The organism is Bacillus sp. 5w2, from assembly GCF_054353775.1.
Genome location: NZ_JBTIWT010000005.1, coordinates 196615 through 213289 on the forward strand (window position 1 = coordinate 196615; position 16675 = coordinate 213289).

At 36.4% G+C, this 16675-nt stretch carries 20 protein-coding genes and 1 other annotated feature; of the genes, 3 read left to right on the forward strand and 17 right to left on the reverse strand.

From position 1 onward, the window contains the following. Nucleotides 1-6: 6 nt before the first annotated feature. Entirely contained in the window at nt 7-645 is a 639-nt protein-coding gene (locus ACXY7N_RS12840) for a class I SAM-dependent DNA methyltransferase (protein WP_016086190.1), read from the reverse strand. A 136-nt stretch (nt 646-781) separates the two neighbouring features. On the opposite strand from ACXY7N_RS12840, the gene ACXY7N_RS12845 reads away from it, so the two are divergent. Continuing rightward, a complete protein-coding gene (locus tag ACXY7N_RS12845; protein ID WP_000010984.1) occupies nt 782-997 on the forward strand; it encodes a YrzA family protein in 216 nt (71 codons plus the stop codon). Between the two features lie 35 nt (nt 998-1032). On the opposite strand, the gene ACXY7N_RS12850 is transcribed toward ACXY7N_RS12845, so the two are convergent. The 13 genes from ACXY7N_RS12850 to alaS all read right to left on the reverse strand — a co-directional run bounded on the left by ACXY7N_RS12850 (nt 1033) and on the right by alaS (nt 13952). Continuing rightward, complete coding sequence (locus tag ACXY7N_RS12850; RefSeq protein WP_016086189.1) at nt 1033-1680, reverse strand: YrrS family protein; 648 nt, start codon at nt 1678-1680, stop codon at nt 1033-1035. 116 nt (nt 1681-1796) lie between these two features. Further along, complete coding sequence (locus ACXY7N_RS12855; protein WP_088084361.1) at nt 1797-3551, reverse strand: peptidoglycan D,D-transpeptidase FtsI family protein; 1755 nt, start codon at nt 3549-3551, stop codon at nt 1797-1799. A gap of 86 nt (nt 3552-3637) precedes the next feature. Further along, on the reverse strand, nt 3638-4318 hold the full coding sequence (locus ACXY7N_RS12860) for a hypothetical protein (RefSeq protein ID WP_016086187.1): 681 nt from the start codon (nt 4316-4318) through the stop codon (nt 3638-3640). A 159-nt stretch (nt 4319-4477) separates the two neighbouring features. After that, complete coding sequence (gene greA / locus ACXY7N_RS12865) at nt 4478-4954, reverse strand: transcription elongation factor GreA (protein ID WP_000179964.1); 477 nt, start codon at nt 4952-4954, stop codon at nt 4478-4480. 278 nt (nt 4955-5232) lie between these two features. Then, the gene (gene udk, locus ACXY7N_RS12870; RefSeq protein WP_000537082.1) at nt 5233-5871 is read right to left on the reverse strand and encodes a uridine kinase; all 639 of its coding nucleotides are present in this window, start codon (nt 5869-5871) and stop codon (nt 5233-5235) included. An 18-nt stretch (nt 5872-5889) separates the two neighbouring features. Next, complete coding sequence (locus ACXY7N_RS12875; protein ID WP_000217975.1) at nt 5890-7170, reverse strand: peptidase U32 family protein; 1281 nt, start codon at nt 7168-7170, stop codon at nt 5890-5892. Nucleotides 7171-7188: 18 nt separating this feature from the next. After that, nucleotides 7189-8118 (reverse strand): peptidase U32 family protein, encoded by a 930-nt coding sequence (locus ACXY7N_RS12880; protein ID WP_000742784.1) that lies wholly within the window; start codon nt 8116-8118, stop codon nt 7189-7191. A 7-nt stretch (nt 8119-8125) separates the two neighbouring features. Then, entirely contained in the window at nt 8126-8767 is a 642-nt protein-coding gene (locus ACXY7N_RS12885; RefSeq protein ID WP_016086185.1) for an O-methyltransferase, read from the reverse strand. Between the two features lie 202 nt (nt 8768-8969). Beyond that, nucleotides 8970-10040: an endolytic transglycosylase MltG gene (gene mltG, locus ACXY7N_RS12890; RefSeq protein WP_000572145.1), complete on the reverse strand. Its 1071-nt coding sequence runs from the start codon at nt 10038-10040 to the stop codon at nt 8970-8972. Nucleotides 10041-10258: 218 nt separating this feature from the next. Then, nucleotides 10259-10537, reverse strand: a complete 279-nt coding sequence (locus ACXY7N_RS12895) for a DUF1292 domain-containing protein (RefSeq protein ID WP_000392245.1) — start codon at nt 10535-10537, stop codon at nt 10259-10261. A gap of 12 nt (nt 10538-10549) precedes the next feature. Continuing rightward, nucleotides 10550-10963: a Holliday junction resolvase RuvX gene (ruvX, locus tag ACXY7N_RS12900; RefSeq protein WP_001221202.1), complete on the reverse strand. Its 414-nt coding sequence runs from the start codon at nt 10961-10963 to the stop codon at nt 10550-10552. 3 nt (nt 10964-10966) lie between these two features. Then, nucleotides 10967-11233, reverse strand: a complete 267-nt coding sequence (locus ACXY7N_RS12905; RefSeq protein ID WP_000348590.1) for an IreB family regulatory phosphoprotein — start codon at nt 11231-11233, stop codon at nt 10967-10969. 76 nt (nt 11234-11309) lie between these two features. Continuing rightward, nucleotides 11310-13952, reverse strand: coding sequence for an alanine--tRNA ligase (gene alaS / locus ACXY7N_RS12910; RefSeq protein ID WP_016080215.1), 2643 nt, complete (start codon nt 13950-13952; stop codon nt 11310-11312). 40 nt (nt 13953-13992) lie between these two features. Continuing rightward, nucleotides 13993-14212 (reverse strand) — a binding site (T-box leader). Between the two features lie 225 nt (nt 14213-14437). On the opposite strand from alaS, the gene ACXY7N_RS12915 reads away from it, so the two are divergent. Continuing rightward, nucleotides 14438-14782, forward strand: coding sequence for a PH domain-containing protein (locus ACXY7N_RS12915; RefSeq protein WP_016135360.1), 345 nt, complete (start codon nt 14438-14440; stop codon nt 14780-14782). A gap of 38 nt (nt 14783-14820) precedes the next feature. Here the strand turns inward: ACXY7N_RS12915 and ACXY7N_RS12920 are convergent, their stop codons facing one another. Next, complete coding sequence (locus ACXY7N_RS12920; protein WP_116363332.1) at nt 14821-15888, reverse strand: AI-2E family transporter; 1068 nt, start codon at nt 15886-15888, stop codon at nt 14821-14823. Between the two features lie 176 nt (nt 15889-16064). Between ACXY7N_RS12920 and ACXY7N_RS12925 the strand changes: the two genes are divergently transcribed. Next, nucleotides 16065-16277, forward strand: a complete 213-nt coding sequence (locus tag ACXY7N_RS12925) for a hypothetical protein (protein WP_016086181.1) — start codon at nt 16065-16067, stop codon at nt 16275-16277. A gap of 35 nt (nt 16278-16312) precedes the next feature. Here ACXY7N_RS12925 and ACXY7N_RS12930 read toward each other — a convergent pair whose 3' ends face one another. Then, the gene (locus ACXY7N_RS12930; protein WP_001053553.1) at nt 16313-16441 is read right to left on the reverse strand and encodes a YrzQ family protein; all 129 of its coding nucleotides are present in this window, start codon (nt 16439-16441) and stop codon (nt 16313-16315) included. 18 nt (nt 16442-16459) lie between these two features. Continuing rightward, complete coding sequence (locus tag ACXY7N_RS12935; protein WP_000469281.1) at nt 16460-16648, reverse strand: hypothetical protein; 189 nt, start codon at nt 16646-16648, stop codon at nt 16460-16462. Nucleotides 16649-16675 lie beyond the last annotated feature (27 nt).

Sequence of the window (16675 nt, forward strand, 5' to 3'; positions counted from 1 at the left end):
CTCTTTCTATTGCTTAGTTGCCTCCATTACCCAAACGAAATGATTTAATCTCGTAAACGTTACATGGAAACCATTGTTTTCAAAAATAGACTGCATGACCGGAATACGTGTATAGTATTCCGTTTGCAAATCGTTTGCTAACTGATGAAAACCTCTTTGTTTTGCTGTTTCAACAGTTTTATCATATGCATCTTGATCTGCAAATATCGTATCAGCAAACACTATTTTACCACCTTTGTTTAGCAATTGACTATACTTCGCAATCGCTACATTTTTTTCATCATCTGTTAAATGATGAAATGCATAGGTGCTTACTATGGTATCAATTGAATTTGGGACTTCAAACGAAAGAAAATCACCTTCTGTAATGGAAAACTCTTTTGGCAATTTCTCTTTTGCAATCATGCGCATTTCACGTGACGGCTCTATACCGTAAACTGTGCGGCCAGCAAATAATAATTTATTTGTTAAATTGCCAGTACCAACACCAAATTCTAAAACATTACCAAATGACTTGTTAACTACATCCTCTAGAATGTCCTCATAACGGGCGAAAACTTCTTTATATTGTATATCTTCGCCTTGTACAAATGAGTCGTACGTATGAGCCCACTCATCAAATAAACCATTAAATTCTGTCCCCATAAAAATTCCCCTTTTTCTTATCGGTTTTATCAGTATGATATTCCCTCTTTCGAAAAATGTCAATTGAAATGTACGTGGTATTTCCTTCTTTTCTTTGTTACACTATAGTTAATTACATCGGAGAGGGGCCGTCTTCATGTCATTTACCTTTGAAATGTTAGAAGATAAAGTAGAATTTTTTGAAGCGGGAGACTTAGCTTCTTTAGAACGAAAAATTAGTGAACAAATCGATAATAATAAAGCACTTATGCTTGAAGTTCATCACATCTCGCATCAAATGGTTATGGATCCCGAAAGCAAAAGACCATATTATAGCGCGGTTGTTCATTTTAAATTAAAGAAATTACGCTAACTAAAAAAGAGAAGCTCCTTAGGAGCCTCTCTTTTTTAGTTTAGGTTTTGAACAAGTACTGGTTTCCAGCCCTCATTTTCTACCCAATCAATATTCACATAATATTTTTTCCCTGATTGTTTATCTTGTACGTTACCGTAAGCTTTATTCTTACCGTTATTTCCAATTCTATGGATAACTAATTGCTCTACTGGAACGTCAATTGCAGCTGAAATAGCTTGATTCATCTCATTCCAATCTGCTGTACCTTTTTTAAACGTCATCGCAGGTGTCGCACCTTGCTCTGTACCTACTGGCTTCCAAGAAGATTTCGTATAAGCGTCAGTTGCCTTTGGCTGTGTTTTTTCAGCTGGTACTTTCTCGTTAGCTTTCGCTTCTTCTTCAGCTTTTTTCTGTTCTTCGTCAGCCTTTTGCTTCTCTTCTTCCTTCTTCTTAGCATCTACCTTATCTTGCTCGTTCTTCTTCGTTTCTTCTTTACCTTTAGCTTTCTCAGCCTTATTCTCTTTCGTTGTTTGCTGAGCTACTTTTTTATCACTAGAAGACGCTTGTTCTTTTCTTTCAGGAACAAACAATTGATATGATACAATAGCTACTAATATTAATACAATTGCAATTGCAATATTTAAAACACCGTTTTGACGACGTTTTTGTTGTTTCTGTTGGAATCTAGATCCTCCTGCCATTCTTCAAACCTCCATGCAGTTTTTCATACTTGCTATTGTAACATTAAATCTAGAAAGGTTGAACATTTACAATAATATTTTCACGAAATGAAAACATTTCACTATGAATTGCAAGATTACTTTTCATTCTCTAATCGATAGATTGATTCTACGATAGCTTTGAAAATAGGTGTAACTTTATTTACATTGCTATTCGTTTCTATATCCACGACAACTAAAGCATATCTTGGATTTTCATAGGGAAAATAACCTGCAAACCAACGATTCACTTTCGTCCCTTTTCCTGTTTGCGCTGTCCCAGATTTTCCGGCGACACTTAGTGGTAACGACCTGAACGCTGCTCCTGTTCCTTTCTCTGTTGTTACAACGCCCCTTAATAACTCTTGTAATGTTTTCACCGCTTCATACGAAAGCTGTTTTCCATCTAATGTATGGTCTTCAAATGTATAAAAGTCTGTTCCATTTTTATACATTATCTTTTCAACAGCTTTCACTTCCATCTTTTCTCCATCTCTAGCAATCGTCGCCATCATATTTGCAATCGCTAGAGGTGACATGCGTACATCTTTCTGTCCAATTGCTGTTTGCGCTACCGCCTTTTTACTACTCTTATTTCCTTCACTTTCCCAAATGGTAACACTCTTCTCCTCTGGCATCTGCTCAAAATGAGTTGTATGAAATACAGAACCTTTCCATCCAACCTTACCAGCGCCTCCTAAAGCTGCTACGTAAGTTTCTAACACCATCTTATCCTTTTGCATTAGCTCGTTACCTAACTCTGAAAATGTCCTGTTACAGCTTCTAGCAAAGCTCTCTTTAAAACTAAGTGTACCCATCATAACTTGTGGGTGTTCTTCACCATATAAATCTTTATTACAATTAAATGTACGATTAAACACATTTTTATTTTGATCAATCACTGCCGCTGCAACTATTGTTTTAAAAACAGAACCGGGAAAATGTGGTGTTAACATTTGATTTTCAAGTGTAGTTTTATATAAACGCTCATCTTTCACCTGTACAGATGGTTTACTGACCATCGCTAAAATTTCATTTTTCTTTACATCAAGTAACACTAATCCCCCCTTCTTTATTTCGCTTGCTTCAACCACTTCTTCTGCTTTTTGCTGTAACCCTTTATGTAAAGTAGTTTGAATCGTCACTGGATAAAATGGATTTCCAGGCGACGTATATTTCGCTTGTTTTCCAAAAATCGGTTCTCCTTGTCGGTCAACCTGATACAATACTTTTGCCTCTCCATCGGTCAAAAGAAATTCATCAAACGATTGCTGCAATCCTGAAATGCCAATTGGCGTTTGCTTTGAAATTTTTCTTACTTCTCCGTATCGTTTTTGAAATTCTCGTTCATTCTCACCCACATCGCCAATTAAATGATTCATCACGCCTGTTTGCCGTAAACGAACTTCAGCTGCTACAATACCTAATACATTTAATTGATTGACCTTCTCCATCTGCTCTCGTGCCAAGCGAAATGGCCCATTTCCTCTTCGCATGATAAATGCACTTTTCTTATCTTTCATTTGACTTTCAATCTCTTGTCTCGACACACCAATGATATGCGCAATTTTCTCTAACATGTCATTTTTTATTTGTAGAAATGGAAAAACAATTAAAACAGGATACTTTTTCTCACCTATTTCCTTACCGTTCCGATCTATAAAATGGCCTCGTCCATCATCTACCGTAATGGATTGCGTCCGTTGTGTAACACTTTTTTCGATTAAATTTATCTTGCGACTAGTAAATGATTCCGTACCTATAATTTGTATTTGAATTAAACGACAAAGTAATATAAACATGACACATATAAAACAAATTAAAACAATTGTAATTCTCCGCTTTATTTTCATAAAAAAACACCTCGTCTATTGTAGTTTAGACGAGGTACTATTTTATTTATACAAGCCCTAAATTAAAATAGGTATTATATATGCTATTATTGCTTCTTTGGCTTCTCTAGAAATTTCAGAAGAAGCGATCTAAATTCTGTTTCATTCACTCCATTATTTTTGGCAACTTCGATTACAGTAGTTGTTACGTTAGCCGCTACTTTTAAATATTCCTTACTTAAATTATTCATTTCATTTCTTTTTTCTTTTGCATTCTCGACTGTTACAGAATCAATACAAACAATCATCTTATCTACAATTTGTAAGTAATTATTTTGTGCATCTATTATTTTTTGAATATCATCTTTATTACTTACTTTCGATTGTTTTAAATATGTATATGCTTGATTCACTTCATCCTTTAAAATTTTATCATTATTCTTCGCCTGTTCTTGCAACATATTCTTCATGTCATCTATTGTTTTTTGATCCATCGAATCTCGCAATAAATAATCTGGATTCCCAATCGCATAATCGTACTTAATTGTTACATCTTGAAATATTTTCATGACAATAGCTAATTGATATGCTAAATCAAATTCATCAAATTCCTTTTTTTCTCGTGGATTTTCTACGCTTTTTGAACTCTCAGTTGCTCTAGTATCCTTTTTTTCTTCTTGCTTTACTTTTTCGCCCTTCGATGATGTAGTTTCCTCATTCGTTCCGCACGCAGCAAGCGCTAATATAGATATACTACAAACCAGTCCTGTAAAAATTCTATGTTTCATAATTATCCCCTTTTCCCCTTTAAAACCTATAGTTCCTAATTATGATATCAAAGCTTCAGGTGATTTTTTGACATTTTTTGTCGAACCATTCGAATGTTTATACAATTTTTTCGTTCTACAAATAAAATAAAAAAGATTCTCCCATCGGGAGAATCTTTTTTATTTTACAGAGATAATCTCTACTTGCATTTCTCCACCTGGAGTTTGGATTGCTACCTTCTCACCAATTTGCTTACCTAATAAGCTTTTTGCAATTGGAGAATCGTTAGAAATTCTTCCTTCAAATGGATCTGCTTCTGCGCTACCTACGATTGTGTAAGATTCTTCATCTCCACCTGGTAACTCTTTAAATGTTACTGTTTTACCTAATGTAACAACTGTAGATTCTTCACCGTTATCTGTGATGATAACTGCGTTACGAATCATGTTTTCTAATTGTGTAATACGTCCCTCTACGAACGCTTGCTCATCTTTTGCTGCATCGTACTCAGAGTTCTCAGAAAGATCTCCGAAGCTACGTGCAATCTTAATTCGCTCTACAACCTCTTTACGTTTTACCGTTTTTAAATCTTCAAGTTCGTTCTCTAGCTTTTGCTTACCCTCTTGCGTCATAGGGTATGTTTTTTCTGTTGCCATATTTTCCACTCCTTTTATATACCAATCCCCCGAAAAAAAGAGGAGTTCCATATGAAAACTCCCCCACTTATATGTATAGCGGAGGTTTCTAGCACGCCTGTACTAGCGGAGTTGTCACATACAACCCCGTATTCCCAATTCTTCTTTATATAAAGAAGATATGTATGGAAAGTTGATATAAATATGCCCTCACCTATATATAGATGAGGTTGCATGTTTCATTGTATTCGATAGGACGGGAAAAAATCCCTTCCTATCGTATATCTTTTACTATGCTATTACAAATTTACTTTTTGTTCAAGAATTGTTGCAATTTTTGTCACCATAATATCAATTGCAACATGGTTTTGTCCACCTTCAGGGATAATAATATCCGCAAATTTCTTAGAAGGCTCAATAAATTGATTGTGCATTGGACGTACAACACTTACGTATTGATCAATAACTGAATCCATCGTACGACCGCGCTCTTTAATATCACGCTGCATGCGGCGTAAAATACGAAGATCTGCATCTGTATCAACAAATAGCTTAATGTCCATTAACTCACAAAGACGTGGGTCTTCTAAAATAAGAATTCCTTCTAAAATGATTACATCTTTCGGCTCAACTGGAATAACTTCTTCTGAACGCGTATGCAATGTATAGTCATATACAGGCTTATCAATTTGCTCATATGCAAGTAACTGCTGCAAATGTTCAATTAACAGATCATTATCAAACGCAAGCGGATGATCATAATTTGTTTTTAAACGCTCTTCCATTGGTAAATGGCTTTGATCTTTGTAATAATAATCTTGCTCTAAGATTAAAATAGAATGACCTTTAAAATGGTCAAAAATCGCTTTCGTTACACTCGTTTTACCTGATCCCGAACCACCAGCAATTCCAATTACAACAGGCTTATTCGTCCCCATTCGACTATCAACTCTTTCTTATTGAAGTATGCTTTTGCGCATCATATTATTCACATACACTGGTTGATCCACTTTGAATTTCACGATTTGCAACGGATGTCTCGCTGCATCTAATTCGTTTCCATCCTCATCCCAAATTTTCTCCACCGTCTGCGTAAAGTTTTCTATTTCTGGCCCAAAGAACTCCACTTCATGTCCTGGTTTGAAATGATTACGTTGCTCAATCGTTACGATGCCCGTTTCTTCATTATAATCTAACACTAAACCAGCGAAATCATACGTTGTTTTCTTACTATGATTTCCAAACATTTGCTCTTGATGTCCTGGAACCCCTTCAAAGAATGCAGGAGCTGTATCACGATTTGCACATTTATCCAGCTCATCTAACCATTCTTGTTTAAACTCAAAGTTATCCGGATCCGCACAATATGCATCAATTACTTTACGGTATACAGTCGCTACAGTCGCTACGTAATGGATTGATTTCATACGTCCTTCAACCTTTAAACTATCAATTCCAATTTCAATCATTTTCGGAATTGATAAAATTAAATTTAAGTCTTTTGGACTCATTGCAAAGTGAGCATCTTCTTCTTGGAATAGAGGCAGCTCTTTTGCATCTTTATGTTGTGATACTGTTTGAACCAAATCATAGTCCCAGCGGCAAGATTGACAACAACCACCACGGTTAGAGTCACGTGCCGTCATATGGTTACTTAACGTACATCTGCCTGAATATGCGATACACATTGCACCATGGACGAATGCTTCAATTTCAATATCCACTTTTTCTTTAATTTCTTTCATTTCTTCATAGCTTGCTTCACGAGCTAATACAAGACGATGTAAACCTTCTTCTTTCCAATACTGTGCTGCTTTCCAGTTGGATAGTGATTGTTGTGTACTTAAATGTACTTCAACAGAAGGCGCTACACGTTTACAAGTCTCAATAATAAGCGGATCAGCAACGATAATTCCCGTTACGCCAGCTTTTTCAATCCCTTTTAAATATTCCTCTAGCCCGTCCATATTTTCATTATGTGCAAAGATATTTGTTGTTACATATATTTTTGCTCCATATTTCTTTGCAAATTTCACACCTTCTGCCATTTCTTCCAGTGTAAAGTTACCTGCATTCGAACGAAGACCAAATTCTTGTCCACCTAAATATACAGCATCTGCCCCATAATGGATAGCTACTTTTAATTTTTCTAAGTTACCCGCAGGGATTAACAGTTCAGGTTTCTTCACAATAACGCGTTTGCCATCGATTACTCGTGAAATTTCTTGTACAGTCATTTCCTACACCCTCCTCGTTTAGTAAACCGTCTCTTTAAAGAAGAATCCTGTATCTAACGGACGATTTACCGGTTGCATTTCTTCTATCTCTTTATATAAATCGTCTTTCACGTCATAATACGCATCACGATCTTCTACACATAAATCAATTGCTTTACGATATTTCTTCGTTACCTCAATAATGTATGCAGAGCTTTTTAGTACACCATCAATTTTTAAGCTATCTACTTCACCATCAATTAGTTCCTCTAATTCATCGATGAAACAAATATCGTTTGGACTCATAATATGAGTACCATTTTCATCTTCATAAATTGGATATTTATTGTTACGCTCTGGGTCATATAAGAACATATTCTCTTCATATTTTTTCTTTTCAATGTCAAGATTACGCCCTTGATACTCAAAGTAGTTTCCTACTAGCGAACGCTTTGATTGGAACATGCAAGTCATACCGTGAATTTGTACTTCAAGCTCCACTTCAGCATTTTCTTTTAATTCAACAATTTCATCTAAGCTAAGCTCACGAGCTAATACAGCGCGTTTTGCTCCTCTTTGTCCCCAGTAGTTACAAGTGAACCAGTTTGTTGCTGTTGTTTCTGTATTCCAGTGCAACTGCATATTTGGCGCTACTTCGCGAACGGCCATTAATACTGCTGGATCCCCGAAGACAATTGCATCTACACTTACTTCGTTTAAAAATGCAACATAATCTGTTAATTCTTCTACTTTATCGTTGTGGAACATAGCGTTCATTGCTACGTATACTTTTACACCATTTTCATGTGCAATCTTCACAGCTTGTTTCACATCTTCACGTGAAAATTCCCCTGCTAAACGTAAACCAAACTTTTGCTCACCGATCATTACCGCATCTGCTCCTGCTTTCGCAAGAGGTTCGATATCCGCCACTGCTTTTGGCGTTACTAACAATTCAGGTTTCTTCATACCTTGGTCACCCTCTCTTTTTACTAACAGCTACTCCATCACCAATTGGGAAAATCGTTGTATCATATCCTTCATGGTTCATAAGCCATTCATTGTACGTCTTAATACGACGGATTAAACCACGTGTACGTCTGTTTTCAATTTTCTCTTTTGTCGTCACAAGACCATGGTACATAACATTATCTGAAATAATTACGCCACCAGGATTTAATAACGGTTCATATAAGTCAAAAAAGCGACGATATTGTCCTTTTGCTGCATCAATAAAAATAACATCAAATGTTCCATGTTCTTCTACTTGTTCGCCTGTTTCTAACGCATCACCGTAAATAACGGAAATACGCTCTTTAACTGGTGAACGGTCTATATATTCAAGTGCTTTTTCATATCGCTCGCGATTGCGCTCAACTGTCACAATGCGAGAATTTGGAATAGCTTGCATCATACGAATACTAGAATAGCCAATTGCTGTACCAAGCTCTAAAATGCTTTTTGGTCCAATTAAACGTAAAAATTGCAACATAAATTCCATTCCAAGTCGATCCATAATCGGCACATGATTTTCTTTCGCATAGTCTTCCATTTCAAGAATTAATTTATCTTTTGGATCAATAAATGATAATAGGTACTCGTTAACTGCATCCTCCATAATGGTCCTCCTTATTTACATGGAGAAGTGCCTCTATGACGTCTTTTCACACATAGAATGCAATAAAAATACAAGCCAGCTTCACCCTTAGCTTGTACGTCCCGTTTTGATATTAAAAACGATTCTTCTGCCAGTTTTTAACCCGATATATTTTACCACAAAAAAGAGGGATGTGCGACTTTTTTCGCTATCCCTCCCCATTTCACTGTTTTTTCGTAATATATTTTTGCTTTAATGCATTATGCTCTTCCAATGTTTTCGCATAGTACACTTCACCAGTTGGTGCAGCTAAGAAATAATAATAATCCGTTTGCGCAGGTTCTAATGCAGCCTCCACTGAATGCTTGCCAGAGTTCGCAATCGGACCAACCGGCAATCCTTTCACAACATACGTATTGTACGGTGAGTTTATCTTTAAATCTTCATATAATACACGTTGTTTATGCTTTCCAAGTGCGTATAATACCGTTGGATCAGTTTGCAGTGGCATACCTTTCGCTAAACGATTATAAAAGACGCTAGAAATCTTTTGACGATCTGTAAAGCCTGTTGCCTCTTCTTCAATAAGTGAAGACAATGTTAAAAGCTGGTGAACATCCCAGTTTTTCGCTTTCATTTTCGCCTCATTTTGAACAATGATTGCATTCGTTTTCTCAAGCATTGGGATTACGATTTCTTCTAACGTCGTATCTTTTTTATAGAAAGAGTACGTCGCAGGATATAAATAACCTTCTAATGGATATTTAATATTGCTATCAAAGATTTTATCCGTTAACAACTTCGGATACTTTTGCTGCATTTTTTGAATAAATGCTTTATCGTTTAATTGACGTACGACATCATCTTTATTCCACTTTAATTCGTTTGCAACCGTTTCTGCAATTTCAGTTACTTGTGCCCCTTCTTTTATCGTCACTTTATAAAGAGCTGGACGATGTACATTACCAGATGACATTTGCTCAATAACATCTGAGGCATTCATTGAAGGATTTAATAAATATGTACCCGCTTGTAAATTTTTAGATTTAGCCTTTGTATAAAAACTAAAAACTGTACCGTTTTTCACAGCACCTTTTTCTTCTAAAATCTCACCAATTTTACTAGTAGATGATCCTTTTGGAATTTCTACTTCCATCTCTTTTTTATTCCCGCTATCAACTGGTCCTAATGCGGATGAAATATACGCATAGACTGAACCACAAACTAAAAGCAGTGCAATAATCGAAAATAAAAAAATGCGTCTACGCTTCTTTTTCACTTGATTCTCTATCAACACTCTTCCTCCTTAATTAAATTGTAGACCGTACGTATATCTTTCTATACAACACGATATAAAAACACAATAAATTTATTTATCTTTTTTAGATAGACATTTTATTTTTCTACAATCCGTCTCATTATACTACAAAGGATTACAAGGTTTCGACAAAAAATCTTTCATTTTACATATAAAAAAAGATGGACTATATGTCGTCCACCTTTTAGTACTTATTATTCAGCTTCTTGCTCATCAGCTAGAGTGTTGAACATTTCTTGTACCATTTCCCACTCTTCTTCAGATTCGATTGGAAGTAAACTTCCGCCCTCTTCTTCATTTTGCTCATAAGCCATTGCATCATAAATTGGGTCTCCATCTTCGTCTACTTCTCCGATTGGAGAGAAGACTACGTATGATTTTTTGCCAAATTTTTCAGCATCAAAAGTGAAAATAATTTCACATAAATGTTCGTTACCTTTTTCGTCTACAATTGTAATTTGATTTTCTTCCATTTTGGTCACCTCTTATTTACTATCTAAAAATCCTTGTAAGATTACGACTGCAGCCATCTTATCGATTACTTGCTTTCGCTTCTTACGGCTTACATCAGCTGAAATGAGCAAACGTTCCGCTGCCATCGTTGACAAACGCTCGTCCCACATTACAACGTCTAATTGTAACAGCTCTCGTAGGTTTTCTGCAAATTGTTGGCACGCTTCACCACGTGGGCCAATTGTACCATTCATATTTTTAGGTAAACCTACTACTATTTTGTCCACATTGTACTGCTTTACTAACTCAGAAATACGATCAAAACCAAAGTGACCTCGTTCTTCGTTAATTTTAATTGTTTCTAATCCTTGCGCTGTCCAGCCCATTTCGTCGCTCATTGCAACTCCGACTGTTTTTGTACCTACATCTAAACCTAATATCCGCATAAACTACTCCTCACGATGATGTTTCAAGTAAGACTTCACAAGCTCTTCAATTAACTCATCACGTTCAAGCTTGCGAATGATGCTTCGTGCATCTTTATGGCGAGGTATGTATGCTGGGTCTCCACTTAATAAATAACCGACGATTTGGTTAATCGGATTATAGCCTTTTTCTTGAAGTGCATCATACACAGTTAAAAGTACATCATTTACATGGACACTCTGTTTTTCATCTTGAATGCTAAACTTCATTGTTTTATCAAAACCGTCCATTTCAAGCACCTCACTTATATAGTAAGTATAGGGAGAAGAACTTCTCCTCTCCCTACCATTGTACACTACTATCTCTTTATTTTGAAACAGATTTAACGTACTCTTGTACAAATGCTAAAGCTTCCTCAACTTGCGCTGGGTTTTTACCGCCTGCTTGAGCCATATCAGGACGGCCACCACCACCGCCGCCGCAACGAGAAGCTACTTCTTTCACAAGTTTACCCGCATGGTATCCTTGGCTGATTAAATCTTTCGTTACGCCAGCTAAGATGTTTACTTTATCATCATTTACAGACGCTAATACGACAACTGCAGACTCTAATTTATTTTTAAGGTCATCCATCATCGTACGTAAGTTGTTCATATCTGCAACATTTACTTTTGCCGCTAATACGTTCACGCCATCAACTGTCATTACTGAATCAGTTAAGTTTCCAGCTTCGATATTGCTTAATTTTGCTGCAAGAGATTCGTTTTCTTTTTGAAGTTGTTTTACTTCAGCAAATAAACCATCTACTCTTGTTAAAATATCTTTCGGATTTGTTTTCATTTTTCCTGCTGCTTCTTTTAATAAACCTACTTGATCGTTCATTAATTCGTATGCAGACTTACCAGTTACCGCCTCAATACGACGAGTTCCTGCACCGATACCAGACTCAGCAACGATTTTGAAAATACCGATAGAAGCTGTGTTATCAACGTGACAACCACCGCAAAGCTCTAAGCTGTAATCGCCTACTTGTACAACGCGTACAACATCACCGTATTTTTCACCGAATAATGCCATTGCGCCCATTTCTTTCGCTTCTTCGATTGCTTTTTGAGAAATCTCAACATCAATACTTTCCCAAATTTTCTCGTTTACCATACGCTCAATTTTTTCTAATTCGTCAGCTTGTACTTGACCGAAGTGAGAGAAGTCAAAGCGTAAACGTTCAGAAGTTACAAGAGAACCTGCTTGGTTAACATGCGTTCCAAGTACGTCTTTTAATGCTTGGTGTAGTAAGTGAGTTGCTGTATGGTTTTTCACAACGCTACTACGGTTTTTCGTATCGATAATAGCTTTCACAGCCGCATCTTTCGTTAATGTACCTTCTTCAACAACAACTTTGTGCAAGTTTTGACCGTTTGGTGCTTTTTGTACGTCTTTTACAAGAACTTTCACGCCGTCAGCAAGAAGGTAACCACGGTCTGCAATTTGTCCGCCGCTCTCAGCATAGAATGGTGTTACATCAAGCATTAATTGTCCTTCTTCGCCAGCTTGTAAGCTGTCTGTGTATTCGCCGTTTTTCACAAGTGCAACAACGTTACTTTCTGTCGCAACTGTACCGTAACCAACGAACTCGCTCGCTACTTTCACTTCTCCAAGGACACCGCCTTGAACTTGCATAGAATCAACGTCTTGACGAGCAGCACGTGCGCGCTCACGTTGTTTTTCCATTTCATTTTCAAAGCCTTCATGATCAACTGTCATACCAGCTTCTTCTGCATATTCTTCTGTTAATTCAATCGGGAAACCGTATGTGTCATATAGACGGAACGCATCTACTCCAGAAATAACAGTTGTTTTTTCTTCTTTTGCTTTTGTGATAACCTCAGCTAAAATTGCTTCACCATCATGAAGTGTTTCGTGGAAACGCTCTTCTTCGTTTTTCACAACTTTTGCAATGAAATCTTTCTTTTCAAGTACTTCTGGGTAGAAGTCTTTCATTACTTCTCCAACAACCGGCACTAATTCAAACATGAATGGACGATTGATGTTTAATTTCTTCGAATAACGAACCGCGCGGCGTAATAAACGACGTAATACATAACCACGACCTTCGTTAGATGGAAGAGCACCGTCACCAACAGCGAATGTTACTGTACGGATATGGTCAGCAATTACTTTAAACGCCATATCTTTTTCTAAGTCACCATTACGATATTTCTCACCAGAAATTGATTCTGTTGCACCAATCATTGGCATGAATAAGTCTGTGTCAAAGTTTGTAGGCACATCTTGAACGATAGATGTCATACGCTCTAGACCCATCCCTGTATCGATGTTTTTCTTAGGAAGTGGTGTATATGAACCGTCTGGATTATGGTTAAATTGAGAGAATACAAGGTTCCATACTTCTAAGTAACGCTCGTTTTCTCCGCCTGGATATAATTCTGGGTCACTAAAGTCATTACCGTAAGCTTCTCCGCGGTCATAGAAAATCTCTGTATTTGGTCCACTTGGTCCTTCACCGATATCCCAGAAGTTTTCTTCTAAGCGGATGATACGCTCTTTCGGAACACCCATTTTCTCATTCCAAATTGTGAATGCTTCTTCATCTTCTGGATGGATTGTAACTGATAGTAATTCTTTATCGAATCCGATCCATTTGTCGCTCGTTAAGAACTCCCAAGCCCAAGTAATTGCTTCTTCTTTAAAGTAATCACCGATTGAGAAGTTACCTAACATTTCAAAGAATGTATGGTGACGAGCTGTTTTCCCTACGTTTTCAATATCGTTTGTACGAATTGATTTTTGGGCATTTGTAATACGTGGATTTTGCGGGATTACACGTCCATCAAAATATTTTTTTAATGTTGCTACACCACTGTTAATCCATAAAAGAGATGGATCCTCATGTGGAACTAGTGATGCACTAGGTTCTACTGCATGTCCTTTTTCTTGGAAAAAGTCTAAAAACATTTGACGAATTTGTGCGCCTGTTAGTTGTTTCATTGTATTTTCCTCCTTAAATATAAAAAACTCCCGCCCCTATAAAAGGGACGAGAGTTAACTCGCGATACCACCCTAATTATGAATTGATTACTATACGAATCAATTCATCACCTCATGGTGCCGTAACGTGGCAAGACGGCAGTGATTAGCTGCTCTCAGGATTAGCTTTCTGTTACCCTTCATTTAAAGCTTCTTTCAGCCATATGGAAGCTTCTCTCTATAAATGGACTGTAACGTACTTGTTCCGTCATTGATTTAATGTATTATATGACTAAATATAATAGAATTCTCTTAAGTTTGTCAATGTAGATAATCATTTATATTGCATTAACCATAGTTATTCTACTATTCATTCTTAACAGCCTTTCATTATATTATGCATTTATGAATAATTCGTACTATCTTCATGAAAATATCTCCACATACTTTTCTGAATATTTATTTTTTGTTATAGTTAAATTATAAATAATAAAGGAGCGATTACAATGACAACCTTATTGAACAAAGCTAAAAACATATTAACTACGGACGAAACTATATTGTTTTACGCAGCATGTTCATTAAATATATTTATATATCGTTCCGTCGCAAGGCCAGGTCTGTTAATTTTGACGAACAAAAGACTCTTCTTTTACGGACCAGATGTAAGCAAGAATCCAATATTTGAAGAGTACTCTTTCGCAAAAATTTCTGATTTAAAAGGGCAGCGGCACCTTTTCAGTAATCAAATTGTATTTATGTATGATAATGAATGGAAAAAAATAAAACATATTCAAACAAACGATGTAAGCTCTCTCGTTCAACAAATACACGAGCAACTCTCTACATAATGATAGCCCTCGACTTTTATAAGTAGAGGGCTTTTATATTACACATTTTCTTTTTTCCAAAGAGGCCTTACATGAACGATCACTGTACGAATAACTGCTAAAATCGGAACCGATATTAACAACCCCACAATCCCGGCAACCTCTCCTCCAACTAGTAATGCAAGCATAATAATAACAGGATGCATACGAAGCGACTTGCCAACGATGTAAGGTGATAAAATGTTACTTTCCAAAAATTGCAAAATAGCGATTGTAATTCCCGCCTTAATAAGTAAACTCGTTGATACCGTTGCCGCAATCATCAACGTCGGAATTGCCCCTAATATAGGGCCGAAGTATGGGATTATATCCGTTACCCCAATAATAATGCCGAGTAATAATGGATATTTCATACCGATAAACCAAAAAGAAAGAACGGATACTCCTCCTAATACTAAACAAACAAATAACTGTCCTCGAATATAACTTCCGAGTGACTTATCAATTTCTTTCGCCAGCATTTGCCCCGTACTACGCCACTTAATTGGGACTAGTTTCCAAAAGATATGATAAAATTCACCGTAATCTTTTAATATGTAAAATACAATGAACGGTATTAAGAAAATAATAAGCAACGAATCCAGTACACCACGAGCTGTACTCATTACTTTATTTAAAAGTGATTGTATCTTCGTTTCTACCCCAACAAAAATTTGTTTCACCTTTTCATGAATAAATGATGGGAAATTCGCTGTTTGTTCTGTGACGCCATCCATCCAAGAATCATACATTTTTGTAAACTGCGGGAATTGTTCATTGATTTCTTGTAACTGCTTAATAACGACTGGTGTTCCTTTATAAATCCCATAACCAATTCCGCCAAAGAAAAGGATGTAAATGAGCAAAATAGCGAGTGTGCGTGGCATCCCTTCTTTATGAATTTTTTCAATTAAAGGATGCAATAAATACGCAATAAAACACGCAATAAGAAACGGTGTAATTGCCACTTTAAATACAAAAATAATCGGTGACCATAGTGGCTTAATTTTTAAAAAAACGAGCAAGCAAAGAAAGACAAGTAATAATAACCCTAAACGATATATCCAAATGATTTTAAGATTCTTCACACGAAAAACCTCCTCCACCTTTATTGTGAAAATAAATAGGGTAGGTTATGTGCAAAAGTTTTAAAATCTTTTCGTGCAGACCATACTGTTTTATAAAGACGTACATATACATAACATAACAAGGACAACCACCCCTGAGAATGCAGCATGGAACAATATAATCAGGAGGGCTCATAATGGTTTTATTTATGCTCGTGTTATCAGCACTTTTTATGATTCTTGAATGGGTTTGTATCGGGTTTGGGATTTGGAAAGGTTTCTTTATTCGTTCCTCGCGAAAAGAAAGAGCGAAACAATTATTACATTACGGAATGCTCGGCGTTGGATGTTACGGTCTATCTTATCTCTTCTCTGAAATTGGACTTTTATATTTGCATACAAGTGCATAAAAAAACTCCCTTATCATGAAGGGAGTTTTTTGCGCTTATAGATAAGATTTAATCATCTTACGTGCTTTTTTCATATTGCGTTTCGAAAATACATCTTGCTTGCGAGCATATTGATATGCTGCAGCTCCAACACCTAATGCGATTAATGAATTGCGTAGATTCAAAGTAAATCCCCCTTTTCGTTATCCGATCGTTCTTTCGTTCTCATCAAATAAATCATCAAGAGAGCTTAATGAACCATCTTCCTCTACTTGATGCGTATGGATTTTCCCCTTTGAAACCGATAATTCGATATAACAATTCCAGCAATAAAATTGGTTGACACCTATTTTTCCAATGTCTTTCCCTTTGCAATTTGGACAAATGAACATATGGCTTTCATCTCCTTACATTCTCCC